The sequence below is a fragment of the Providencia sp. UF-224 genome, from assembly GCF_058245955.1.
Map to the genome: position 1 here is coordinate 94,463 of NZ_JBSICC010000012.1, position 26,066 is coordinate 120,528.

Here is a 26,066-nt window from a genome sequence, read left to right on the forward strand (position 1 = left end):
TTTTAATTGGCTTTATGATATTATCGCGGCCAATCTAATAGGATGAAGAAAACAACATGGATAAGACGACTCAAACTGATGCCGTATCCGCGGTGGTGAAAGTATTTAGTATTCTCAGTGCGTTAGGGGAGCAAAAAGAGATTGGTGTTTCCGAGCTATCTCAGCGCCTATTAATGTCAAAGGCCACCACCTTTCGTTTTTTGCAAACCATGAAACAATTGGGCTACGTGGAACAAGAAGGCGAGGCTGATAAGTACTCACTTACACTGAAGCTGTTTGAGCTCGGTGCAAAGTCCCTTGAATACGTGGATTTAATTGAAATCGCAGATAAGGAAATGCGCCATATTGGGCAAATGACCCATGAAGCGGTGCATTTAGGGGCATTAGATGACGATGCCATTATTTATATCCATAAAATTGACTCCAGTTATAACCTGCGTATGTATTCGCGGGTAGGGCGCCGTAACCCACTGTATTGCACTGCAATTGGTAAAATTTTATTGGCTTGGCAAGATGAAGAAACTATCCGCTTGGCCCTGAAAGATGAGTCTTTTACCAAAAAAACCGATACAACCATTTTAAGCGTTGATGATTTGCTGGTGGAGTTAGCCGCGGTGCGTGAGCACCATTATGCACAAGATAGAGAAGAGCAAGAGTTAGGCCTGCGTTGTATTGCGGTTCCTGTTTATGACCGTTTGGGTCATGTGGTGGCAGGGTTATCTATTTCGTTCCCAACCATTCGTTTTGATGAACAGCAACTTGATCATTATGTACAGTTATTAAAGGCATCAGGCCGCCGTATTTCAGAAAAAATGGGATATCATCACTATCCTGAATAATATTTGCAGGAGCAGGGGGATATTGGAATGTTATTCACGAGTTTCCACCTGCATTTGAAAAGCAGATTAATATTTCAAGAAATCGCCATTTGGCATATCCAGACTGTATCAATCAATTGATTTAATAATTTATGTTAATTATCTATTTGAATAATAAGGTTATCATAAATTAAATTTTAATTATTTCTATTCGGTACTACTGTTGTGCGTATAATGTAAACTTATCGACACAGTAGGATATCTTTATGTTTAAAAAGGCTATTTTTATTATCTTTCTTAGTTTCACTTCTTGCGGCTTTGCCAGCGACTTTACCTTTAAAGAGAAATCACCCGTTGATCGCCAGTTTGATAAAGACTACCAAGGGGTTAAAAAATTACAGGCAGAACAGAAGTTTGTCTTTGATCCCAAAAAGAAACTTTCGCCAGAAGAACAAAGTTATCAAGCTTTACTTGAGCAGCGTGACGCTGACGAAAATGCCTTGTTTAAGCATTTCAATGTCTGCGATGTCAACCCAACGGGAGCAGGGTGCCCAAATTCGACACCGTGGATGACCGATCGCCAACAAATGAAAAAAATGTTGGAACAAGCTCAGCGATATAATTAATGTTTTAATCATTGATAGTTTAATGATTGGGGTGAGTAAAGCCTCCCTTGGATGATTGAAAAGTTGATTATGTTTTCACTCAGTGACGCCCTTTTTGTTTTTTACATTTCATTTAATTCCCCAAGCGACGATGCATTAAGCATGTCGCTTTTTTATGCCTAAATAATTCGCAACGTAATAAACAATAGTGATATTGATGATAATGCAAATGATATTCATTATGATCTTGATCATTATTATCATTGGTGTATATTCCAAGTCCTGCTTGTATTCATAGGGGAAATAGGTTCGTAACCATTCAATAAATAAGGTTTTTATGTTGGCTTTGCTTAAGGCGCAACAGGTAAACCCACCATTACATTCACGAATTCCAGTATGGCAGCAGGGATATTTATCAATCTGCCAGACGGGGTTTTATCGTCTTAATAAAATAATCATTAATTAATGAAGGCATTACTTAAATGATATTTCAAAATAAAAAAATAATTAGCTTACTTGTTATTTGTTCATCAAGTGCGGCATTTGCGGATGAAACTCAAACTACACCTCAAAAAGATAAGCTGCTGGTTACTGCCAGTAAAATAAAATCGAATGGCAAACAAATTGACACTAAAGATGTTTCAACTGTTCGAGGAACAACCAACTCAGACATATTTGCGAATGAAAGTTCATTACAGGTTAATAATGCTCGAAATGAAGCAGGGGCATTAGATATTGGTATTCGAGGCTTACAAGGCAACGGGCGAGTACCGATTATTATTGATGGCAGTTTGCAATCGACCAATACGTGGCGGGGTTATCAAGGTAGTACGGATAGAACATATATTGATATGGATCTGGTGGATACTATCAATATTGAAAAGGGAGCGTCGATGAGCAAATTTTCAGGTGGCGCTATCGGGGGAACGGTTAAATTAAAAACGCTATCCGCGAACAGTATTATTCCTCAAGGTGACCAATTTGGTTTTTTATTTAAAGGGAATATTTACAATAATAACCGCCGCCCATCAGTGGCATCAGACAATAAAAATGAATCGCAGTATCGTTTGTCGGATGGGGTTAAAAATTCACACTTTAATAATGGTTCAGTGACGGCAGGTATGGCGTATCGAAATGAAAAATTTGATGTGTTGATTGCCCATAGCGATAGAAAACAAGGGAATTTTTTTGCAGGGAAAAATGGCTATCATAAATACGCCTCTACCGATGCACCGATAAAACCAGGGCAAGAAGTGGTGAATACCAGCTATGAAAGCCAATCAACATTGTTAAAAACCAATATCTACCTTAACCCTTATTCAAGTATTGAATTAAATTATCGACGTCATGAACAAAAAGCAGGGGAAGTTTTAGCTGCTTATTGGTACCAATCTGATGGAAAAATGCCACAGTGGTCACTGGGAACGGCAGATATTGATACCGCATCATTGAATTATTCCTATAAACCAGACTCACTGTGGGTGGACATGAATTTGGGTTTATGGTGGACGAAAGGTAAATTTAAGCAACGTAATGGTACGACAGATGATGTCACTGCACATTATGGCAACCAATATCAGCACCGTTATACAGATGAACGGATGGGTTTTAACTTAGAAAACACCTCTGAATTGGCAAATTACCCTATCAATGTGACTTACGGCGTGGAATTTATGGAGCAAAAAACGAAGCCGTTAACCAAAACGTATCAACCAATATGGACACCAGAAGGGACAATTCAGGGGGACGAGTTGGACCCTGTAACGCGCAATGCCAAAGGTAAAAACACGTCTGCATTTACCAATATGGAGTATAAAGGCGAGTGGGTCAGTACATTAGCGGGTTGGCGTATTCACTCTTTTGATGTTGATGACCATGTATTAGGGAAAAGTATCAGTTATGGCCCGAAAAATGATTTTATGGGTGAAGTGCGTTTCCATGTGACTGATGAGTTAGATGTATACACTAAGTATTCAGACAGTTATCGCGAGCCAAGCCTATTTGAAACCACCGTTTCTGGGCAAACCTATTCTTATACGCCAGATGTGCCACTCAAACCTGAGCATGCTAAATCATTTGAGGTCGGAATAGATTTTGAAAAAAATAACCTTATTTTTGATGAGGATACCGCTCGATTGCGGGTAGGGTACTTTAATAATGATATCAAAGGGTATCTTTCCCAAGGTGTTAACCCAACGGGGGTCTATTCCCCTTATGTTGTGATGAAAAACTACGATAGCTTCAAGCTTTCAGGTTATGAAATTGAAGCGAAGTATGACTCTCATTATGCCTTTGGTTCTTTAGATGCCACCTTCTATAACAACTCAGAACTTTGTTCTCGTGATGAAATGGAATTAGGTAACTTACCATCAGCGTGTAATGCGGTCGGTTTTGCTTGGGGGCTATCTCCATCGCGCCTTCCGCCGAAAAAAGTCGTCTCGGGGATTGTCGGCGTGAAAATGTTTGATCAAAAATTACAAACAGGTTTGCGTGTACGTTATAACGCAGGTAAGGAGTACCCGCAAAAATGGTTAGCGGGAACGGCCGCTGCGCCTGTCACTAAATTACATGCCACCACGACTTTTGATTTACTCGGTAAATATTCAATTCAAAAAAACCTTCATGTGAATTTCAATATTGATAACTTAACCAACCGCTATGCGTTTGACCCAGGCACGGTTATTTATATGCCAATTCCAGGAAGGACGTTTAGACTTGGGCTAGAAGCAACTTTCTAAGTTGTTCAATTCTATTGCCTTAGATTGTGTAATCTAAGGCAATTTTATGTACGCCATTTATTTTGCAGAAAACTCTTTATATGCACTGAGGGTTTCAGCGGCATACATAGCGGATGGGCCGCCTCCCATGAAGATAGCGACACCGAGTGCTTCAGCCAACTCTTGTTCTGTTACGCCGAGCTCAACCAAGGTTTTGGTGTGAAAACCAATACAGCCATCACAGCGACTTGCAACCGCTATGCCAATAGCGATTAGCTCTTTGGTTTTTTTATCTAGGGCACCATTTTGAACGCCTGTACTGACAAGCCCCGAAAAGTGTTTCATAACATCAGGAATATGTTTACCTAATTCTGGAAGGTGTTTACTGATATGTTGGGTAACTTCATTGTATTTAGACATTGTTTTCTCTCATTTTTTATTTATCTGAAATCAATATATGAATTAATATAATTTATTTTTGTATAATGTCAATTACATAAAATGATAACTCATTGTTAGTTTAATGGTTTTTAAAATTGATTTAGTTTGGGTTTTTGTTTTGACAATGGGGAGGCGCAGGAAAAGGGTGCTAAAAATGGGCAAAAAAAACCTCCAAAAAAGATAAGGAGGGAAAATAAATATAAAGCGAGCCTATTTATATACCACTAATTTAATCTAAACCATACCCGACCAGATGAATTCTTTTGTAAATACACATCAGAGGTTGGTAATTTATATAAAAATTCTTTCTAATTCATTCGGATAGAATGTTATTTAACAGAGTTAATCAACCACTGTAAATAATTATCTTCGACGTGATTGGGGTCGAGCCTTATTAATTCAGGCGTTTCATAAGGATGTATTTTTTTTATTGCCTCGAAAATGCTGAGTTGGTTGGATTGCGTTGTCTTAATAAGTAGTAAAATTTCTTTGTCTTTTGTGATGTTGCCTTGCCAAAGGTATAAGGACATTATTTCTGGTAATAACGAAACGCAGGCAGCTAGCCGATTATCTAAAAGATGTTGTGAAATTTTAATCGCATTTTCTTGACTGTTGGTTGTGCATAATACGATGCAAGGTTGTTGAGCGTTGTCACTGTGCAGATTATTGGCGTTCATTTTATTTCCTCGGTAGTCACATTAAGAATGGTTGCTTCAAAAATAGTAGATTAAAGAAAAATACAAGGAATGAGTATAAATTCGAAAGGTGAGCTTTTTAAATACACAAAGATGGCTATCAATATTTCAATTAGCATCTATTTTTAGTTATTGCTCGATGATCTAATAAATAAATTAATTTGGTAGAGCCCTAGATTGTAACTGATTAAATATTGCCCTCTTTGTTCTTTTTTTAGTCTTAAAGTATAGTTAAAATATTATTTTTATATATTCAAAAAATTAAAAAATTTATTCATTATGTGTTAACTCGATTCAGCCTACAAAAAATAAGGTTAAATTATAAAAAAAATTGAAATTTTAGTATATTAAAAGAATGAAGGTCGTGAATCGGAGTTTTTGTATTTCTAACGTAAAATACATTTTAAATGAGTGAACTGCTAATTTAGCGGGTAAATTTATTCTTGCGTTATTAAAAGCAAGTAGGGCTTTCTTTGAATTAAATAACGGACTGAATTTTATTAGCGAATTGGGTAACACGAATTATTACAAAAAAAACTACTTTTTTTATAAAACAAAGTAACTCACTGATAACGATCAATGTTTTTAGGTCTTACGTTGTTAACATAATGATGTAAATCAGAACAATTATCTAAATATACTCAGTACCTCCATCTTTAGGCATGTATGGATAACTTTATGAATAAACTTACACCTTTAAAACCTGTACCTACATTAATCGCGGTCGCAATTGCACTCATCATTTGGTTTTTAATTCCTGTCCCTGAGGGCGTTAATCCAAATGCTTGGCATCTTTTAGCATTATTTGTCGGCACAATCGCCGCTATTATTGGTAAAGCATTACCAATTGGTGGTGTATCCATTGTGGCTATTTCATTAGTTGCCGCAACAGGGGTAACCAACCCTGAATCTACAAAAGGCGCTATTGCAGATGCATTAAGTGGTTTCTCAAATGATTTAATTTGGTTGATTGGTATTTCAATCATGGTCTCTATGAGCTTGAATAAAACAGGTTTAGGGGCAAGGATTGGTTATTATGTTATTTCATTATTTGGTAAAAAAACGATTGGAATAGCGTATTCACTCGCCATCGCTGAAACAATTCTTGCACCTGTCACGCCAAGTAATACCGCGCGAGGCGGCGGGATCATTCACCCAATTATGCGCTCAATTTCTGACAGTTTTGGGTCAAAAGCAGAAGACGGAACGGCGGGTAAAATAGGGCGTTATCTTTCTTTAGTAAACTATAATATTAATCCGATTACATCGGCGATGTTTATTACAGCAACAGCACCAAACCCATTAATTGTCAGTTTAATCATCAGTGAAACCAGCCAAAGCAATGAATTGACTTGGGGAATGTGGGCGATTGCAGCATTTGTTCCTGCGATTGTCTCGCTTATTTTAATGCCTCTGGTTATCTACTTTATGTATAAACCTGAAATTACCTCGACGCCAGATGCCCCAAATTTTGCTAAAGAACGTTTGCAGCAATTAGGACCTGTATCGTTGCCTGAAAAGATAACGTTAGGGGTTTTTGGTTTGCTGTTATTAATGTGGGCGGGGGTGCCAGCGATGATCTTTGGGCCAGCTTACAGTATTAATGCCACAACCGCGGCCTTTATTGGACTGAGTATTTTATTAGCAACAGGCGTGATTAATTGGGATGACGTACTGAAAAATAAAGGGGCTTGGGACACCGTCGTTTGGTTCTCCGCTTTAGTTATGATGGCCAGCTTCTTAGGTAAATTAGGCCTAATTAAATGGATGTCATTAACCGTCGGAAGCACAATTGATAGTATGGGAATTAGCTGGGTATGGGGAATGCTCATTCTGGTTTTAATCTATGTTTATTCTCACTATTTCTTTGCAAGTACCACAGCGCATATTACCGCGATGTATGCCGCATTTTTCTCCGCTGGTTTAGCATTGGGCGCGCCTCCAATGTTACTAGCGCTGACACTGGCGTTCTCTTCATCGTTAATGATGTCGTTAACCCACTATGGAACAGGTACCGCGCCGATTATCTTCGGGTCGGGGTATGCAACGCTCGGTGAATGGTGGAAAACAGGCTTTGTGATGAGCGTTGTTAACCTCGCGATTTGGTTCTTCATTGGTAGTATTTGGTGGAAGTTCTTAGGCTACTGGTAATAATATCTTGTTAGAGTAACGAAAAATAAAAAGTCGGGTAATAATCACCCGACTTTTTTATGTCCGTTAAAGGCTAGACAACAGCGATAGTTGCGATAATTGCGCTGCCGATAATCGAAATTAGCATCACTTTTTTCCAGCTAATTATGGACTTGGAGTTGAGTGCATGTTGCCATAACAAACTGATTTCATCAGCATGAGCATATTTTCGTGTTTTAATAGCAAGTTTAACGTTTTTGATCATATCGTTGTCTTGCGAGACAGTATTTTTCATGATCATGGCAATTTACCTTTATTGTAATAAATAACAGCAATGAGTTGAGTTATATAAGAAACCGTTCCGATGTAATGATTATCGCAGATAAAAAGTGAATAAAAATTGTCGAGTTTTTTTGCCTATTTCCTCATTTAGACACAGACGTGTTTGTGTTTAGGATTTTTACTAACTAAAAGAATCGATAAAAATAAAAATAACGTCATTAAGAGGAAGTCAGGAGTATTTAAAGGTCATATTTACATTTTTTGGCGTGATATCTTTAATTTGGAAGAGAAGAAAGAAAGGCCATAAATGTGATTGGTTTGATGGTAAAAGCCAGTATGATATATAGGCTTACCATCAAATTTTGCAGAGGAAAAAATGTATTCACAGAGGAAAGCTGAATTTTTTTTGGTATTGACTACGATGATTGCTGCTTGGGGATGGGTTTTTTCTCGAGAAGCAGTGCAAGGCATGCCAGTTTTTGCTTTTCTTGGAACACGTTTTTTACTTGCTGCAATTATCTTGCTCCCTTTTTGCAAAGGCAAAAAAAATAAAATTCCACTAAAACAACTCCCTAAAATACTGATGACAGGTGGTTGGATGGCTCTCAATCTTGTTTTATGGATCCACGCAGTCGCGATTACTGATTCTATCGGGGAAGGGGCTTTTATTATGAGCCTCGCGATGCTATTCGTTCCTCTGGTTGCATGGGTGATATTAAAAAACAGGCCAACCCGATATTTCTGGGAAGCACTACCCGTGGCAATCATTGGGTTGGCTTGTTTGACGTTATTTAAGGCGCAGTTGGAATTTAAAGCGAGTCAGTTGTGGTTTTTAGGTGCGGCGATTGTTCAAGCAATTTATTTCTGTTATACCAGCTTATACACTCGAATGGTGCCCCTTTTACCCTTAACAACCATACAGTTAGCCACTACCGGAATTGTAGCAATAGTGCTTTCATTCTTTTTAGAAGAGTGGCCGACAAGTTTAACTACGCCAACAATGATGTGGCTGGCAGCCAGTGTCGTTATTGCCACCAGTTTACGATTCGTTTTACAGTTGATTGGCCAAAAAAATACCAACGCAGCGAATGCTGCTATTATTATGATCTTAGAGCCTGTAATGACGGTTTTTGTTGCGGCTATTTGGTATCACGAACGTATGCCTCTAATTCAAATAGTAGGCTGTGCATTAATTTTATTTTCTTTATTTTATTACCGCTGGCGCTGTTCAAACTCATTATCTAAATAAGACTGATAGATAAAAAAGCATTAATCATTGCGGATTTTTGAAAAGAAAACGACTATGCTTAGTAGCAAGATTTACTGATGGGGATATTAATCTTAATAAGAGGTTCTTATTTTGTGCATTAAGATTAATAGTGTTGAAAATAGAAAATAATTACCCACAATAGTGAAATACTGGGTGAGGGCATGCGTTGTCACTTGCTTAGGCATTAAACACTAATTGGGGAAATAGGCAAAAAATGAAAAAATTAGCATTAATATTGGGTATGGCGGGTGTGATGACAGTATTATCAGCATGCTCCGATGAAAAATCAGAAATTGCAGAATACAAAGAAAATTTTGTGAATACGTGTGTGGTGGCCTCAGGTAATCCTCAAGGTGAAACTGCAAAAGCAATTAGCGCTATTTGTGGTTGTGCATACGATAAAACGATTGAAAAATATGGTTTAAGTGAATTTAAACGTATGGATAGTGAGCTGGAGAAATCAGGAAATGCAGAACCTGAGTTCCAAAAAACAATGATTGAATTTGTTCAACAGTGTTCACAAAACGCACGTTAATGCGCTCTAACCCGCAGTGAGTGATTACACACTGCGGGTATTCGTTTTATTTAAATAAATTTTTAAACTGGTGAGGTGCACTGCGTAAGTATTGCGGCGCAACATCAATTTGTTCGTTCAATTCACTCGCTGCACGCCAAGGCCAGCGGGGTTCAAATAAAATCCCACGACCAATCGCCACAAAATCCGCCTGATGTGTTGCAATAATCGCTTCTGCTTGTAACGGCTCCGTTATTAATCCAACTGCAATAACAGGCATCATGCTATGTTCATGAATGGCTTGTGCGAGAGGGACTTGGTAATTTGGGCTAAGTGGTATTTGCTGTTCTGGTGAAAGACCACCAGAAGAAACGTGAATATAATCGCAGCCAAGCTCTTCTAATTGTTCACATAATTCGATAGATTCAGGAACGTCCCAGCCATTTTCTAACCAGTCAGTTGCTGAAATGCGCACACCAACGGCGATATTAGGGCTAACCGCTTCACGAACTTCATGGAAGACATTAATCAGTAAGCGGCTACGATTTTCGAAACTCCCACCGTAGTTGTCTTGACGTTGGTTGGAAGCGGGCGATAAAAATTCATGCAATAAATAACCATGGGCTGCGTGGATTTCAATAACATCAAACCCTGCTTTTTCGGCGCGTTTTGCTGCATCAATAAATTGTTGCTTTATTTCGTTTATATCATCAACACTCAATTCTTTTGGGACGTGATTATTACCAAATGGAATTGGAGAAGGGGCAACAGTTTGCCAGCCATGGGTATCTGTTATACCAAGACTTTTTCCTCCTTGCCAAGGAAGATCACATGAGGCTTTTCGCCCAGCATGAGCAATTTGCACACCTAAGCGGGCACTCGAATATTGTCGAATATCCGTGAGCATGTGTTTCATTGCTATGGCTTGTTCGTCATTCCATAAGCCAAGGTCTTTATAAGTAATTCGACCCTCAGGCACGATAGCGCTTGCCTCAACAATCACTAACGCTGCACCCGATAAGGCGAGATTCATATAGTGGGCGCTGTGCCAAGCGGTAGGTAAGCCATCATTGGCAGAATACTGACACATTGGGGGAACAATAATTCTGTTGTTTAGTGAAACCTGACCCATTGTTGCACAAGAAAAAAGGCGACTCATTAGTGAATTCCTTATTCATGATCGTTGTTATCCCATTATTATACTCAAATCAATCATCGTTTTTTGTGAGATGGTGTGGTGCTGACTCTGAAATAGTGATTTTTTAACTCAGGGATAAAGAAAAAAAAGCAAGTGCTTTAATTCATTTTTGAGTAAACCTGCAAAAAGTATATTTTTCTTCCACATACAGATAAAAAAAGTCAAATTTATTCAAAAAATAATATAAGAAATAAAATAAAGTCATAACAAATTATTTTAGATACAGAGAAATCCACAGGTTATAAATAAACTCGTTAATAACCAATCCATTATGGCACTAATGGTCGCTATGGTTTTAATGGTGCTAATAGTGGGTTTAGCTATTTTTTTATTTTAGACAGTTATTTCACGAAGTGTAAATGAGTTGTTATCAGCGCAAAAATATATATTTAGACTTGCAGATAGGGGGAAGGGTTTATATAAGCAATATACTGAAATGCATAATTTTATTTTTCGTTTCAACTAGTTTTTTAAATTAAAAAGCATTGAATTAATGAAGTGAAAGCTTATTCACCTGAAAAATATAATTCTAAGAAGGAAAGGAATGTGTTAACAATTATTGGTATTTTAATCATTGTTTCAATAGTCACCTTATTAATGATGGGAAAAGTCAGTCCCATTATAGCAATGTCATGTATTCCCTTTATTGGCGCGCTATTAGCGGGTTATTCAATCGCAGAAATATCTGTTTTTTTTGAAAGTGGCATTAATAAAGTGTCTAAAGTGGCTGCGATGTTCCTATTTGCCATTTTATTCTTTAGTTTGATGAAAGATTTGCATATTTTTGACCCTCTAATTCGGTTTATGGTCAAGATGACGCGCGGGAATATTATTGTTGTCTGTATTATGACTACGCTTATCGCGGGTGTAGTTCATTTAGATGGCTCAGGCGCTGCAACATTCCTAATTATAATTCCAGCGCTCTTACCCTTGTATCGCCAGCTTGGGATGAGCCCATACCTAATGTTGTTATTAATGTGCGCCAGCATGGGGGTTATGAATATGGTGCCGTGGGGTGGCCCATTAGGACGAGCTTCAGCCGTCACTGGAATTGATGCGTCTATCTTATGGCAGCATTTGATCCCTGTTCAATTAATCGGTATGGGGGGCGCTGTTGTATTTGCGGTCATTATGGGAATGCGTGAAAAGCGCCGTATTGCAGCAGCAAAGCTAAACGGTACAACGCCGTATGAAATGGATTCATTATTGCCTGTAAGTGATGATAGTGCAGATATGATAGACACTATTCATAAACCTAAAAAGCCGTTAATTAACGGTGGCTTGATTATTGCTTCAGTCATTTGTTTAGCATTCGGTTTACTCTCAGCACCGTATGTCTTTATGATAGCGCTTTCTCTTGCATTAATGGTTAACTTTCCAAACCCGAAAGACCAAATGAAAGTGCTTTCACTGCACGCACCACAAGCCCTTGGAATGGTTGCGATTATTTTAGCCGCAGGGGCGTTCTTAGGGATATTATCTGAAGGTGGAATGTTGAAATCGATAGCGATGGATTTGACCGCTATCTTGCCAACAGAATGGGTATCGAAAATTCATATTTTTGTTGGAATTATCGGTGTACCTATGGATATTTTCACCAGTACAGATGCCTACTATTTTGCTCTACTGCCGATAATTCAACAAATTGCAGCAACCGCTGGGGTCGACCCATCCGCGGTAGTCTATTCAATGGCCATCGGTAACAATGCAGGGACATTCGTCAGTCCATTCTCACCAGCAGCATGGTTAGCTATGGGATTAGCGGGTATCGATATGGGACGCCATCTGCGTTATTCGTTTGGCTGGATTTGGCTGTTTAGTTTCTTTTTACTTGCTGTTGGCGCCGTACTCGGCCTCTACTGATTATTCTTCATCTTTTGGCCTGTCGCGTAGTGGGCTTCAAAAGTAAACCCAAATTATTCTTCATCTTTTGGTCTGCCGCGTTGTTGGCTTCAAAAGTCAACCCGAGTCACATACTTATGTATGCTCCTCGGGATTGACTTTCTTTGCCGCCTAGCGACAGACGCAAAATCTATTGAATAATCCGAGTGTGTTATTTAAGGCACAATTTCAATGTGGCGGCGTTGTTGGCTTTAAAAGTAAATTCCTAGATCGAAACTTGAATTGCCAGAACTTACGAAGTAGCTAATTGAATAATTAGGTTGCTAATTATCAGATAGTTACTATGTTGGAAAATTAGCGGGTGTGGCATCATTTATTGGTTAATTATATCAATAAGGTTTTGTTATGCGTCGGCCGCTTTCTTCATATCATCCTATTCTCTACTGGCTGCGTGTGACCCAAAAACGTCTAGCTCGACGATTACATTGGGCGTTTTCGTCTAAGTACTATTCGAAAGCGAAATCCAGTGAACGCCTTGAATACCGCTACAATAAACACACCTCTAAGCTTATCCGTAAACTGGGTGACTCTGATTTACGTCTGCAACATAACAAAGTGATTAACTTACGGATTGCCGCGCAAGCGATGAATGGCATCACCATTTATCCGGGGGAATACTTCTCTTTTTGCCGCTTGGTTGGAAAACCGACGGTTCGTCGTGGTTTTGTCGAAGGAATGGAGCTATCTTTTGGTGAAGCTCGCTCGGGAATTGGCGGAGGAATTTGCCAACTGAGCAACTTAATTCACTGGATGATCTTACATTCGCCACTGCAAGTGGTTGAAAGGGCAAACCACAGCTTTGACCCTTTTCCCGATGAGGGGCGCGTATTACCATTTGGTTCTGGCGCTGCTATTTTTTATAACTACATCGATTTGGTATTTTACAACCCAACCCAGAGTGCCTTTCAATTGGTGTTTAATATTGCGGAGCACCAGTTAGAAGGGGAACTACTGTGCAGTGAACCCCGTGAAGTGAAATACCATATTTACGAAAAAGATCATAAATTTACCCGTGAAAACAACGTGGTTTATCGCCATAATGAAATTTGGCAGAAAGTCACAACTAAAGGCCAAGAACCTGTGACATTACAAGATAATTGCTTGTATCGGAATAAAGTCGTGGTGAAATATGCCCTTGAAGAGAGCCAAATAACGGCGTAATAATGTCAACTTAGGTTGATATTAGGAATATATTGATAGCCTTTATCTTGACTGTTGGACTAAAATCCCCCTGAATTTAATTCTAATTAGCTAATATTAATGATTAGCATCCAAAAAAATGAGGCCGTCACTCGGAATAGATATGTAATACCAACACTTGATTTCTCAACATTTAAAGACGCAAATCTGGCAAAGATTTGTGGTTATTTCTATTTCTTTAGAGAAAGCATGATGAATATGCAATCAAGAAAGTATGGTAGAACGTATCATTACCCGTTCTCACCCGGTACGACGAGCGACGATCGTATCAATAGTGATTGGTGGTCTCATATCCAAAATATTGACACGCTGATCCACACAGAAAAACTCGATGGCGAAAACAACTGTTTGAACCGCCATGGCGTTTTTGCGCGTTCTCATGGCGCACCAACACAATCCGCATGGAGCCAGCAAATTCGCCAGCGTTGGCAGCTGATTAAAGATGATTTGGGGAATATCGAGCTATTTGGTGAAAACCTCTATGCGGTGCATTCCATTGAATATCAACATATTGAAGATTATTTTTATGTGTTTGCGGTGCGCCAAGGCGAGTACTGGCTAAGTTGGGAAGAAGTGCAGTTTTATGCGGCACTGTTTGATTTTCCTACGGTGCCACAACTTGTGCTGTCCGTGAATAAACAGATGAGTGAGCAAGAGTATGCACGCTCATTAATTGCAGCGGCATCATTAGATAGTCAATTTATCGCTCATGACACTCATACAAGCCAAGCTTGTAGCATGGAAGGTATTGTTAGCCGTGATAGCCAAGGTTTTCATGTGGATGATTTTATGTCTCATGTATTTAAATATGTGCGTAAAAATCATGTGAAAACAGACATTCACTGGAAGCGAAACTGGCAAAGAGCCAAGTTGGCATTTGAGCGACAAGGAGAGCTGCCATGAGTTGGCAATTGACTAAAAGCCGCGATTGGGCACAACTTGAAGCTCAGTTTGATTTTGTACGCGATATGCAAAATGTCCCGCAAGATGCACTGCACCATGCTGAGGGTAATGTGGCGACCCACACCCAAATGGTGCTTGCTGCACTGGAAAGTCTGCCAGAGTATCAGCAGCTTCCAGAATGTGAGCAAAATATTGTCTGGGCAGCAGCCTTATTGCACGATGTGGAAAAGCGCAGCACAACGCGGGAGGATGAAGAGGGGCGTATTCATTCACCGGGGCATGCTAAAAAAGGCGAGCTATCCGCGCGAAATATTTTATTTCGCCAAGTCGATACCCCATTTGCAGTGCGTGAGAAAATTGCGGCTCTTGTACGCTTTCACGGTTTGCCTTTATGGTTGATGGAAAAGCCTGATCCAGAACGTACGCTCTTTGCTGCTTCGTTACGCGTAGAAATGTCCTTGTTATGTATGTTAGCAAAAGCGGATGCGATAGGTCGCACTTGCGAAGATAAGGCGGAATTATTAGCCCGAATTGAGTTGTTTGAGCTATTTTGCCGCGAACAAGCGTGTTGGGACAAGCCAAAAGCATTTGCTTCATTGGCAGGGCGATTTCATTATTTTCATCACCAAAGGGGAACGCCAGACTACCAACCCTTTGAGGAAGAAGGCAGTGAAGTCATCATGTTGTGCGGCTTACCGGGGATGGGTAAAGACCATTTTGTGAAACAGTTTTACCCGCAAACCCAGATGGTGTGTCTCGATGAAATTCGCCGTGAGCACAAAATCAACCCAGCAGACCGAAATGCGCAAGGCTGGGTGGCGCAACAAGGCAAAGAGCAAGCAAAGCAATTTTTGCGAACAAAAACGGACTTTATTTGGAATGCGACCTCCCTCAGTGCGTCTTTGCGTGAAAGCATGGTGAGCTTGTTTGCTCGCTATCAAGCAAAAGTGCATATTGTGTATTTAGAAGTACCAGCTAAGCAGTGGCGGCAACAAAATCAACAGCGGAAATTTGCGGTGCCAGAACAAGTGATGGAGCGAATGGCGGGTAAGTTAGAGTTACCTACCCCCGATGAGGCATACCGTGTGTCTTATTATATCAATGGGGAGTTTGTCGACTTACTTGATTGATAACATTGAATAACCTGCCCTAATTAATAGGGCAGGTCAACGCAATTACAGCACAAATACATCCCCTTCAAAGAGCTTACGTGCAGTGCGGATTATCGAGGCCTGTAACCCTTCAGGGGAATCCCCTTGTTGGTTCAGGGTAACGTCAAATTTGCCACTTAAATGCTCAATCGCAATGTTTTTCATATCCACAGATTGAACATAACGCTGTGCAATGTTATTTGGTAAAATGGTGCTGGTGGCGATAGCAATTGCCCCCGTCACCGCCAGTGCGCCGTGGCATTTTTGTGGCATAAAATAACGCACGTTAATGGTGCCACCTTGGGTAGCAGGCGAAACTAGAATCGGTTTCGGGATCACTTTTTTCGTGACATCGCCTAACCCCATCATGGCACCTGCTTTAATGCGAATCGACTCGAGTTGTTGCATAAACGCGTTATCGGATTCTAATTCTGCGGCACTTTCATAACCTGTTTTATTCAACTGTGGTGCATCGATTAAGACGATGGGAACCGCCATATCAATACAGCTTACCTCAATACCATCAATGGTATCGATGGCATTACCTGTTGGTAATAATTTACCCGTTTTGGCACCACTGGCATTTAAAAAGGTGAGGGCGATAGGAGCAGCACTGCCCGGGACACTAGCAATTTGGGTATTTCCTTCATACTGAACTTGGCCATTAGGGGTCTGTACGGTGGAATTGACAAAGGTTTCTGTGTTGACATTACGAACACGGACTGTAGTCACATTATCAGTGATAGGTACTAACCCTTTTTCGAGGGCAAAAGGGCCAACAGCACATAACATATTGCCACAATTTGGGGCAGTATCGACAATGCGCTCAGTAATCGCTACTTGGGCAAATAGATAATCGACATCCGCATCAGGATGTTCAGAACGGCTGATAATGGCAACCTTACTGGTTTGCGGGCTACCCCCGCCAATGCCATCAATCTGTAAAGGGTGACCCGAGCCCATAATATCTAAAATCAATTCATCACGTTGTTTGATATCGGTTGGTAATGAGTCAGCCAGTAGAAAAACGCCTTTTGATGTGCCGCCGCGCATTAGAGTACATGGAATTTTTTTCATAAGCTTATATCCTCGTCATATTTCGGTCTGTAGCGGTGTTGGCTGCAATCGATAACCCAAGTCACATGTTATTCAAGCCGCAGCGTTGCTGACTACGCTTATTCGTATACTGGTGTGTGTTCCTTGGGATATTTAGAAAGCCTTCACTCTGTTTTACGCACCATCGTTAACGCGAAATAGTCATTGTCAGATTTAAAAAAAGGGCACAATTTGCATTGTACCCCATTGAATGGTTTAGTGAATAATGATTACAGAGCGCATTAAATCAGGCCCATGCTAATCAAGATTTCCCACCAACCTAAACCGATAGTCATGTGGACGAATAAGCTAACGAATGCCACTAACCCACCGATGATCCACCAAGAACGAATATCGTTGTAGCCTGCACCGAAGACGATTGGCGCTGCGGCACCACCGTAGTGCGTTACGCTTCCGCCGTATGCGTTAGAGAACAGTAACCCTAACGCCAGTAACATAGGAGGCGCACCTGCGACCATACCAACAGTGGCAAATACAGGTACCATTGCGGCAACATAAGCACCACCTGAGGCGAATAGGTAACGAATTGCGACACTGATAAACATGATAACAAAGAAAGCTAACATGGCTTGGTCACCGAAAGACAGGTACTGACTCATTGTGTCTGCTAACCATTTAAAGAAGCCCGCTTTAGTCAGCACGCCAGACATACTGATGATACCACCGTACCAAATCAGGGTGTTCCAGCCACCTTTGTTTTTCAGAACATCATCCCACGTGACAACACCTAAAATTAAGGTTAATGCCATGACCGCAATAGCGACACTGGATGCGCTCACACCAATAAAGTCAGAGAAAATCCAGCCGCACAGCGCGATAACGAAGATGATTGCTAACAGTTTTTCACGCATGGTCATCGGGCCTAGGTCTGCTAAGCCTTTTGCTGCGATCTCTTTGTTATTCACCTTTTTGAGTTCAGGCGGATACAGTTTATAAATCATTAACGGTGTCAGAATCAGCATGATCAAGCCTGGAACGGATGCTGCAAGTGCCCATCCTCCCCAGCTTAAATGAATGCCCATAATGTCACTCATCATGGCTAATGCTAAAGCGTTTGGTGCCATCGCTGTTAAGAACATATAGCTGGTAGTTTTGGTCACCATATACACGTTCACTAATAGATAGTGGCCTGCTTTACGAGGGCTTTTTTCAGGATCAGATCCTAACGCCACCGCCACACTGTTAATGATTGGGAATACAATCCCACCCGCACGAGCTGTATTCGATGGCGTTGCTGGGGCAATAATTAAGTCAAGGATTGCAGTCACATAGCCAAGGCCTAATGTCGTACCGCCCAATTTACCAATCAAAATATAAGAAAGGCGTTTACCCAGACCCGTAATAACAAATGCAGCACTCAGCGTAAACGCCGCAAATACTAACCATGTTGTCCCTGATGCATAACCACTTAACACTTCACTGGCTTTCACATCTTTTGTTCCGGTCACGCCAATAATCACGGCGCTGGCGGCGATAGTAGCTAATAAAATAACCGGTTCTGAATAAGGTTTTAATACCAATCCAACAATAGCGGCGAGGTAGAGACCAAATAATAACCACGCGATATGCGGTAACCCTGCGGGGGTCGGTATTAAGGCGATAATGATTGGAATTGCTATCAGAAGTAGCAGTTTCCAGATTTTGTCTTTTGGCATAGGCTTAATCCTTAACGAAATTAAAACTTTAATATTATGAATTTGGTTTTTCGTCATATTGGAGGCGTAGCAGTACATCAATAGGAATAATGGATTTAATATTCATTGCCATTATTTAGCTATTTCCAATATGTTATAAATTCTTTAAATCAATAACGGTTGCTTAATTAAATATATTTTTATTTATCTTTATTAATTAAATTATTGAATGGGTTCCTGTGTTGGTGAATATATAAGTTGTTTTAATTTTTAATACTAAATACCGAAGCCTTGTCTAGGCAGACGGGCAAAAAACCACGTTAAAATGAGTAAGTCTGCACTGCCACCTGGGCTTAAATTCTTTTGAATACAGTGTTGGTCAAATTGTTTTACTTTGACTAAATCATCAGGGTGATTAATACCGTCTTGCAATAATTCGGTTGCTTGCTGTTTTACCCAAATTAAACCGTCTAAGCCGCCGCGATTTGCAATATTGGTATCATCATTAATTTTCATTAATAGTATTAACGTATTTATTAAAGCTATTTCAGCATCTTGTTGTGCTGCCAATTGCTGTAAATAAAACGGTAATGCATGGTTGATGACTAATGAGTAGCCGCCTTCAGCTTCTCCTCGTGCACCCGTAAAACCAAATTGTTGATATAAACGTTGACCAGCTGTTGGCGTCTGCGTAGGTTGCATTAATTCAGCACAAATTCCTTGGCACATTCCAGCAACTAATTGGCTAATTGCAGATGGTGTTACGGTTTGCTGCAATGCCACTAAGCGGCCAATCGCGGTTAACACTAACCCTAATGAAAAAATGCTGCCTTTATGGGTATTTACCCCTTGGGTTGCTCGAAACATGGCAGTTTCACATTCGATTCCGATAGTTCTAATTTTGCTTAAAACTTGGTTAACCGGTAACGTTTTATACTGTGCGCCAGCGTGTATAAAAGACGGGAAAAATTTGGCGATGGCATTGGCACTTAAATGAAAATCCGTTAGCGCCATATCTTTATGCGCCCCCGTATTGTGCTTATCCACCAAACCCGGTTTTGGGGTCAAATTCACTTCGGCGAGCATGGCTTGCCAAGCTAACTGGCTGTAATAGTGAGTGAGTTGGTCACTTAGGGTTTGTGAATAACTAACAAGTTCCATGGGCTAACTCCTCAATGCGAAGAAGAATATCAGCCAACGGATGTGTGCGATGACGAGCACAAACTTTGGCTTCTTTTTCACAAATTAAACAACGCCTTACAGGTAAATTTAACTGACTCCGTGAATATTGCTTTCCTTGCGCATCAAAAACATCAAAATCCCATAAACGCCCCACAGGGGAGAATTCTTCAGCTTCAATTAACGCTTTTTTTACGTCAATGGCATCTGCATCCACGGCAACTAAACATTCAGGCCCTGTGCGTAATGCCCATGATTGTTGAGATAAAAGTACCCACTGCCTGCATAAAGCAACTTGTTTAAGCGCATTTAGACCCTGATTAAACACGTGTCTAACAAGGGAGTTGTCTTTGACGGCTCCCGGAAAAACGACAGTAAATGAAATCAAGGTTACCTGATGGAGACCAATCCATTGTTGCTGACGAGCCTGACGGGCATCACGGCTTGCTAGCAGCTCAGGTAAGAAAATTTCAAATTGCTCTTGAGTATCAGGCAGTGGGCAAAACATAGTTACTCCTTCACTTGATGAACAACATCAATCACAGAGCCATCACGGTAACGCACGACAGCAACCACTTTGTCTGTAAATTCAATCGGGTTAGGGGTTCCTGTGAGTAACTGGGCACGTTCCCTTAACCAGCCAATTGAAACTGTTTTGATGCCTTGGCTTTCTAATTGCTGTTTCAGTTCAGGGCGTGCAGGGTTAACGGCAATACCATGGTCGGTCACTAAAATATCGACGCTTGACCCCGGTGTAACGCAAGTCAGGACTTCATCCACTAATGTTGGGATACGACCTCGCACTAACGGCGCAACAATAATCGATAATTTAGCTGCGACAGCGGTATCACTGTGACCACCGGATGCGCCACGGATAACACCGTCAGAACCTGTTAACACGTTGACATTAAAGCGAGTATCAATTTCTAGCGCACTGAGTACGACGACATCTAACATGTCAACAGACGCGCCTTTGGAATCAAAACACGCGTACTGATTTGCACTGATTTCAATGTGGTTTGGATTACGCGCGAGTGACTCTGCCGCGGCTTTATCAAAGCTTTGTACATCTAATAATTTGCGAATTAAGCCTTTTTCATGCAAATCAACGATGGTTGATGTAATACCACCAAGGGCAAAGCCTGCGGTAATATTGTGGCGGCGCATTTTATCTTCTAGGAAGCGTGTAACCGCAAGGGATGCTCCACCTGTCCCCGTTTGTAACGAAAAGCCCTCTTTAAAAAAGCCAGATTTCTCAATGACATCAGCAGCAGTGCGAGCAATCAGCAGCTCTCTTGGGTTAGATGTCATTCGGGTGGCGTCAGCACCAATTTTATCGGCATCACCGACACGTTTAACTTTAACAATATAGTCGACTTCATCTTGCTTGATACTGGATGGATTGTGCGGATAATCCAGCAGTTCTTCTGTCAGCATCACCACTTTCTTCGCTGTTTCGGCATCAATTTTGGCATAGCCTAATGAGCCGCAGCTGGCGGTGCCTGTATAGCCGTTGGCATTACCGTATTCGTCGCAAGATGGCACACCGATAAAGGCAACATCAATACGCAGTTCACCACTGTGTACGAGGTTTGCGCGACCACCGTGTGAATGAATTTGCACTGGCTCTTCAAGCTCGCCACGGGAAATCGCTTCGGCTAGTGGGCCACGGATCCCCGAGGTATAAATCTTACGAATAACACCGTGACGAATATGTTCAACCAGTGGTGAATGGCATGCGCTGAGTGAGCTAGATGCTAATGTGAGATTACGAAAGCCCATTTCAGCAATCACTTGCATGACCATATTGACAGTCAAATCGCCACCGCGAAACGCATGGTGAAACGAAATTGTCATGCCATCTTGCAAACCTGAGCGGCGAATAGCCACTTGTAAGTCATCGCACAGCTTGCGGTTTCTTGGTTTTTGAACCTGTTGTTGGACTTTACCAATATCTTTAAATTCACGTAATGCTACATCGCTATTAGGTTGTAGGTAAGCACTTACGCGTGTTTGACGTTGAGTATTCGTTGTCATGTTCTTTGCCTCACTCTTCCCGAATTCCAGATAATGCCGCGCGAGATAACACTAAGCGGGCTCTGTCAATGACTGGGCCATCAACCATTTTTCCGTTCAATGACGCCACGCCTTTACCTTCAAGGGCAGCGGCATCAGCGGCATCAACAACACGTTGAGCATGGTCGACTTCTTTTTGAGTTGGGGCATACAGATTATGGAGTAACTCAATTTGTCTTGGGTTAATTAATGATTTGCCATCAAAGCCGAGTTGTTTAATGTGAGCGGCTTCGCGCAGGAAACCCTCTTCATTATTTGCATCAGAATAAACGGTATCAAAAGCTTGGATACCCGCTGAGCGTGCGGCTTGTAAAATGGCGCACCGAGCATAGAGGAGTTCAACGCCGTCGGGAGACCGCTCGGTGCGCAAATTGCGGACATAGTCCTCGGCACCTAACGCGATGCCTATAAGTCGTGGTGATGAATGGGCGATATTCACAGCTTGTGTGATCCCCATTGGTGATTCAATCGCGGCCAGTAAGCCAGTGCTACCTTCTTCTCGACCGCAGCTTTTTTCAATGCGTAATATTTCGCTTTCGATATCTGTCACGTCTTGTGCTGTATCTGTTTTAGGTAAACGCACAATTTTTGCGCCACCGCGAACGACCGCTTCAAGGTCAGCAACACCAAATGCGGAATCTAACGCATTCACACGGACAATAGTTTCAATGTCAGCATATAAAGGGTGCTGTAATGCATGGTAAACCAAGCGACGTGCCGTATCTTTTTCGCGTAATGTGACAGAGTCTTCTAAGTCGAACATCAACGCATCTGCTTTATAAATAAAAGAGTTACTTAACATCGCTGCATTTGAGCCAGGGACGAAAAGCATACTTCTGCGTGTACGGGATTTTTGTTCGGGTGTCATTATTTATTCTCCCATGGCAAATAATCGATATCGCAAGCGCGTGCGAGTAACGCTTCCAAACGCGCTCTGAGTACACATTCCAAAGCACCTTTATCATCAACGATAATTTGAGCACCTTGGATATCATGCTGAGTTATCATTTCTTGCACGATACTGGCGATAGCATCACCAAATTGCTTTTCAACACTGCTGGTTATTTGCACGGAAACTTCTTGGGTGTCTTCTAGTGGTTCTATTCGAACCATGACATCACTTGATTCAAGTGTGCCAGCGACGGCTGCGTGTTTAATCTTCATATTTCACCTATGGCTAATTCAGAACTTTCGATGCGGTTTGTTGTTGATGTTGCTTGATTGGCGAGCATCTCTTGTAAATATTGATATGTCGCGTCAGGCACTATCTCCTTAATAGCCGCAAGATCTTTTTTAGCGAGCAGTCTTCTAACTTGTGAGGCGGAAACCGCCGTTCCATTGATGACTGTTCGCGGAAATTCAACGAGTTCTATAGGTGGAAAATTCATCGCATCTGTTTCAAGCCAATAGCGCATGTCTTGGTTATATTGGTTGGTGACTTGGCAAAATGGCTCTGATCCGACGAACCTATGGGTTATCCCCAGTGCAGGGGCAATATATTGGCGAAAAATCTTAATATCGATTTCGGTATAACAGTTATTTGCGACAGTTTTATCTTTAATAAAGTAGCAAGGGAAAGTTGCCCGAGAAATAATGTATTCAGAACCACGGTGAATGGTTAAATTCTCAATACCTTTTGTACCTGCTTCAATTAAGTTCAGTCTGACCTTATAAGGGAAGCGTGAGGTATCCTCTTTAACAACAAATAAGTGGAGCCAATCACAGGCCTTAGCTGCCTGTTCGATTAGGTAACGATGCCCAAGTGTAAATGGATTGGCATTCATCACGATGGCACCAATTTTTTTACCTTCAACACGCTGGGCTTTTAAACTTTGAATATAACGTTTTAGATAGCAGCAACTGTTTTCCATTAGTACCATTACATCAGGTACAGTCGCAATGGTATGAAAACCACATTGCTGGAATAGGCTTTCATTTTGAAATTTGGTGTAAATAAATAAATGGGTTGTATTATTTTCGTAAGCAAGGTTAACAAGTTCTGTTGCGAGTTTTAATGCCAAACCTTCGCCACGAACATCGTCGCTAATTGCTACACATTTAATGACGTTTTTTGCTAATCCGCCACACGCGATTAATTTTTCATTACGGGTGATTGTAATGAAAACATCGATGCTGGCATCAAGCTCTAAATCGTTTTCCTTTAAAAACTGAGTGATTTCAGCAAGTTTCCTGTTCTCATGACGTTTTACCTGATTAAACGTTATGTTTTCGAACATAATAGTATCCTGCATCTCTTTTAGAGATGTTTTTAAAATGTTGCTAATGTTAAAGTTAATTAAATAAGTATTTTTTGTTTTTTTTATTTCTTGAAAATATAAATTCTTATTTAATTTCCCTTTTCAATATTAATATTAAAGGTCCTGTATTTAATATATTTGACCTATTTCATGTTTCTAAAATGAGTTTGTATTTGTTTAATGGTTTTAATGTTTTTAATTATCCGATATGTGCTTTATTGCTTGGTTTTAATGTGTTTAATTAATAATATGTGTATTATGTCTCTAGCTTATATTTCTAATATCTATTATTCTGTGATTTTTGCTGTAACAAATTTTTTACTTTTCAGTTGGTAACGAGAACCTATATGAAAAAAGAACACCCATTCTCTGCATTGGCAAAAGTAAACTCTATTTCCTTTTCAGTACGAGTTTTCTTTCTTCTATTGGTTGTCTCGTTATTTTTGACCTTAGGCTTGGGCAAATATTTTACTGACACTGCTGAAAATCGAATGATGGCAAATATTCGGTCATTGGCGATGAGCCAAGCAAAACTGATTGCTTCAATGGATGGTGTGATTGAATCTGTTAAGCATCGGGATATTCAGCAACTGAAAATCATTGCAGATAAACTGAATCAAGATTCTGACTATGACTATGTGGTGATTGGTGATGAAAATTCCATGCGGCTTTATCACCCAAATAGTGAAAAAGTCGGTTATAAAATGCAATGGAATAAGCCTGGCGCCCTGGCAAGCGGTGAAAGTTATTTTATTGGTGGGGAAGGGTCTATTGGTAATGCTATGCGAGCCAAAACACCGATATTTGATGAAGACGGGAAAATTATCGGTGTCGTTTCCATTGGTTACTTGACCAATAAGATAGACACCTCCCGTAGTGAATTATTTGTTCAAACAGGGGCAACATTCCTTGGCGTCTTGGTTATTTTATTATTTTTGTCTTGGGCATTCACTCGGTTAATTCAACGGCAAATGCTAGGCCTAGAGCCCGAAGAAATTACGCAGTTAGTCCAAGTGCAAAAAGGAATATTTGATGCCGTGTTTGAAGGGATTATTGCAGTTAATCACCATGGGCAAATTATTAATATTAATTCTAATGCACGAAAAATGTTGTCCCTGAGTAAACCGATAGGGCAACTTATTGGCAAATCGATTGCAGAACATATTTCTCCTGCTGATTTCTTTACAGTTGATATCGCCACAACGCAACATGATGTGTTATGTGAATTTAATGGGTTAAATGTGATAGCCAATAGAATAGCAATCCGAGATGAGAACCACCTTATTGGGGCTGTCATCAGTTTCCGTAGCCAAAATGATATTGAGTCATTAAATTCTCAATTGACACAAGTACGACAATATGTAGAAAATCTGCGTACTTTACGGCACGAACATCTAAATTGGATGTCTACGTTAAGCGGCTTATTGCAAATGAAAGAATATGACCAAGCCCTTGCACTGATTAAAGGTGAATCTGAATCTCAGCAACAACTAATTGATTCATTGCGTGAACAGTTTTTTGATAAGCAAGTTGCTGGGTTATTGTTTGGTAAGTACCATCGTGCAAAAGAGTTGGGCTTACAGTTAGTTTTTACACCGGGTAGCCAGTTACATGCGTTACCTGAATCGCTAAATAGCACTGAGTTTTGTGCAGTTTTAGGCAATTTATTGGATAACGCTTTTGAAGCGAGTTTAAAAAATCCACAGGGTAACCTGCAAATTGAACTGTATCTCTCTGATGAAGGTCAAGACATTGTCATTGAAGTTGTCGATCAAGGGTGCGGTTTTCCACCTGAGTTGCAAGGCAAATGGTTTGAACGGGGCGTGACAACAAAAACGGATACAACAGATGGGCACGGAATCGGGCTCTATTTAGTTGCTTCATACGTTAATCGATGTAATGGTGCGGTGATTATTGAAGAAAATCAACCGCATGGTACAGTGTTCTCAATTTTTATTCCGAAAGTGAAGATATAAA

23 protein-coding genes are annotated in these 26,066 nt (G+C 40.6%); 11 read left to right on the forward strand and 12 right to left on the reverse strand.

Translation table 11 applies throughout. The annotated features are described in order from the left end of the window. Window positions 1-56 precede the first annotated feature (56 nt). The 3 genes from kdgR to AC4IFO_RS13355 all read left to right on the forward strand — a co-directional run bounded on the left by kdgR (window position 57) and on the right by AC4IFO_RS13355 (window position 4,161). Window positions 57-839 (forward strand): DNA-binding transcriptional regulator KdgR, encoded by a 783-nt coding sequence (gene kdgR / locus AC4IFO_RS13345; protein WP_490735030.1) that lies wholly within the window; start codon window positions 57-59, stop codon window positions 837-839. A 245-nt stretch (window positions 840-1,084) separates the two neighbouring features. Beyond that, on the forward strand, window positions 1,085-1,444 hold the full coding sequence (locus AC4IFO_RS13350; protein WP_490735032.1) for a hypothetical protein: 360 nt from the start codon (window positions 1,085-1,087) through the stop codon (window positions 1,442-1,444). 461 nt (window positions 1,445-1,905) lie between these two features. Continuing rightward, window positions 1,906-4,161: a TonB-dependent receptor domain-containing protein gene (locus tag AC4IFO_RS13355; RefSeq protein WP_490735034.1), complete on the forward strand. Its 2,256-nt coding sequence runs from the start codon at window positions 1,906-1,908 to the stop codon at window positions 4,159-4,161. Between the two features lie 57 nt (window positions 4,162-4,218). On the opposite strand, the gene AC4IFO_RS13360 is transcribed toward AC4IFO_RS13355, so the two are convergent. Both AC4IFO_RS13360 and cutA read right to left on the reverse strand, forming a co-directional pair. Next, window positions 4,219-4,560: a carboxymuconolactone decarboxylase family protein gene (locus AC4IFO_RS13360; protein ID WP_490735036.1), complete on the reverse strand. Its 342-nt coding sequence runs from the start codon at window positions 4,558-4,560 to the stop codon at window positions 4,219-4,221. A 350-nt stretch (window positions 4,561-4,910) separates the two neighbouring features. Then, window positions 4,911-5,258 carry a divalent-cation tolerance protein CutA gene (gene cutA / locus AC4IFO_RS13365; RefSeq protein WP_490735038.1) on the reverse strand — a complete coding sequence of 116 codons (348 nt, stop codon included), beginning with the start codon at window positions 5,256-5,258 and terminating at the stop codon, window positions 4,911-4,913. 696 nt (window positions 5,259-5,954) lie between these two features. Here cutA and AC4IFO_RS13370 point away from each other — a divergent pair. After that, complete coding sequence (locus tag AC4IFO_RS13370) at window positions 5,955-7,427, forward strand: anion permease (protein WP_490735040.1); 1,473 nt, start codon at window positions 5,955-5,957, stop codon at window positions 7,425-7,427. A gap of 73 nt (window positions 7,428-7,500) precedes the next feature. On the opposite strand, the gene AC4IFO_RS13375 is transcribed toward AC4IFO_RS13370, so the two are convergent. After that, on the reverse strand, window positions 7,501-7,707 hold the full coding sequence (locus AC4IFO_RS13375; RefSeq protein ID WP_490735042.1) for a 3-oxoacyl-ACP synthase: 207 nt from the start codon (window positions 7,705-7,707) through the stop codon (window positions 7,501-7,503). Between the two features lie 357 nt (window positions 7,708-8,064). Here AC4IFO_RS13375 and AC4IFO_RS13380 point away from each other — a divergent pair, with 357 nt between their 5' ends. Both AC4IFO_RS13380 and AC4IFO_RS13385 read left to right on the forward strand, forming a co-directional pair. After that, a complete protein-coding gene (locus AC4IFO_RS13380; RefSeq protein ID WP_490735044.1) occupies window positions 8,065-8,937 on the forward strand; it encodes a DMT family transporter in 873 nt (290 codons plus the stop codon). 235 nt (window positions 8,938-9,172) lie between these two features. Next, window positions 9,173-9,493, forward strand: a complete 321-nt coding sequence (locus tag AC4IFO_RS13385) for a hypothetical protein (RefSeq protein WP_490735046.1) — start codon at window positions 9,173-9,175, stop codon at window positions 9,491-9,493. 46 nt (window positions 9,494-9,539) lie between these two features. Here the strand turns inward: AC4IFO_RS13385 and AC4IFO_RS13390 are convergent, their stop codons facing one another. Beyond that, window positions 9,540-10,631, reverse strand: a complete 1,092-nt coding sequence (locus tag AC4IFO_RS13390) for an NADH:flavin oxidoreductase/NADH oxidase (protein ID WP_490735048.1) — start codon at window positions 10,629-10,631, stop codon at window positions 9,540-9,542. A 585-nt stretch (window positions 10,632-11,216) separates the two neighbouring features. On the opposite strand from AC4IFO_RS13390, the gene AC4IFO_RS13395 reads away from it, so the two are divergent. The 4 genes from AC4IFO_RS13395 (at window position 11,217) to AC4IFO_RS13410 (ending at window position 15,805) form a co-directional block, all read left to right on the forward strand. Continuing rightward, window positions 11,217-12,533: a CitMHS family transporter gene (locus AC4IFO_RS13395; RefSeq protein WP_490735050.1), complete on the forward strand. Its 1,317-nt coding sequence runs from the start codon at window positions 11,217-11,219 to the stop codon at window positions 12,531-12,533. 384 nt (window positions 12,534-12,917) lie between these two features. Continuing rightward, window positions 12,918-13,733, forward strand: a complete 816-nt coding sequence (locus AC4IFO_RS13400) for a VanW family protein (RefSeq protein ID WP_490735052.1) — start codon at window positions 12,918-12,920, stop codon at window positions 13,731-13,733. A gap of 231 nt (window positions 13,734-13,964) precedes the next feature. Next, window positions 13,965-14,675 carry an RNA ligase family protein gene (locus AC4IFO_RS13405; RefSeq protein ID WP_490735092.1) on the forward strand — a complete coding sequence of 237 codons (711 nt, stop codon included), beginning with the start codon at window positions 13,965-13,967 and terminating at the stop codon, window positions 14,673-14,675. Next, on the forward strand, window positions 14,672-15,805 hold the full coding sequence (locus AC4IFO_RS13410) for an AAA family ATPase (protein WP_490735054.1): 1,134 nt from the start codon (window positions 14,672-14,674) through the stop codon (window positions 15,803-15,805). Before AC4IFO_RS13405 ends, AC4IFO_RS13410 begins: the two co-directional genes overlap by 4 nt. 45 nt (window positions 15,806-15,850) lie before the next feature. Here the strand turns inward: AC4IFO_RS13410 and AC4IFO_RS13415 are convergent, their stop codons facing one another. From AC4IFO_RS13415 to citC, 8 genes are all read right to left on the reverse strand, one after another. Beyond that, window positions 15,851-16,903, reverse strand: coding sequence for a 4-oxalomesaconate tautomerase (locus AC4IFO_RS13415; RefSeq protein ID WP_490735056.1), 1,053 nt, complete (start codon window positions 16,901-16,903; stop codon window positions 15,851-15,853). A 260-nt stretch (window positions 16,904-17,163) separates the two neighbouring features. Then, complete coding sequence (locus tag AC4IFO_RS13420; protein ID WP_219248974.1) at window positions 17,164-18,597, reverse strand: anion permease; 1,434 nt, start codon at window positions 18,595-18,597, stop codon at window positions 17,164-17,166. Between the two features lie 255 nt (window positions 18,598-18,852). Continuing rightward, the gene (citG, locus tag AC4IFO_RS13425; protein ID WP_490735058.1) at window positions 18,853-19,737 is read right to left on the reverse strand and encodes a triphosphoribosyl-dephospho-CoA synthase CitG; all 885 of its coding nucleotides are present in this window, start codon (window positions 19,735-19,737) and stop codon (window positions 18,853-18,855) included. Then, the gene (gene citX, locus AC4IFO_RS13430; protein ID WP_219248970.1) at window positions 19,724-20,263 is read right to left on the reverse strand and encodes a citrate lyase holo-[acyl-carrier protein] synthase; all 540 of its coding nucleotides are present in this window, start codon (window positions 20,261-20,263) and stop codon (window positions 19,724-19,726) included. Before citX ends, citG begins: the two co-directional genes overlap by 14 nt. Window positions 20,264-20,265: 2 nt before the next feature. Beyond that, window positions 20,266-21,792 (reverse strand): citrate lyase subunit alpha, encoded by a 1,527-nt coding sequence (gene citF, locus AC4IFO_RS13435; RefSeq protein WP_490735060.1) that lies wholly within the window; start codon window positions 21,790-21,792, stop codon window positions 20,266-20,268. Between the two features lie 10 nt (window positions 21,793-21,802). Next, a complete protein-coding gene (gene citE / locus AC4IFO_RS13440) occupies window positions 21,803-22,699 on the reverse strand; it encodes a citrate (pro-3S)-lyase subunit beta (RefSeq protein WP_490735062.1) in 897 nt (298 codons plus the stop codon). Further along, window positions 22,699-22,995, reverse strand: coding sequence for a citrate lyase acyl carrier protein (gene citD / locus AC4IFO_RS13445; protein ID WP_369311602.1), 297 nt, complete (start codon window positions 22,993-22,995; stop codon window positions 22,699-22,701). The genes citE and citD overlap by 1 nt, the downstream gene beginning before the upstream one ends. After that, the gene (gene citC, locus AC4IFO_RS13450) at window positions 22,992-24,068 is read right to left on the reverse strand and encodes a [citrate (pro-3S)-lyase] ligase (protein ID WP_490735065.1); all 1,077 of its coding nucleotides are present in this window, start codon (window positions 24,066-24,068) and stop codon (window positions 22,992-22,994) included. Before citC ends, citD begins: the two co-directional genes overlap by 4 nt. 368 nt (window positions 24,069-24,436) lie before the next feature. Between citC and dpiB the strand changes: the two genes are divergently transcribed. Then, window positions 24,437-26,065, forward strand: a complete 1,629-nt coding sequence (dpiB, locus tag AC4IFO_RS13455; protein WP_490735067.1) for a sensor histidine kinase DpiB — start codon at window positions 24,437-24,439, stop codon at window positions 26,063-26,065. Window position 26,066 lies beyond the last annotated feature (1 nt).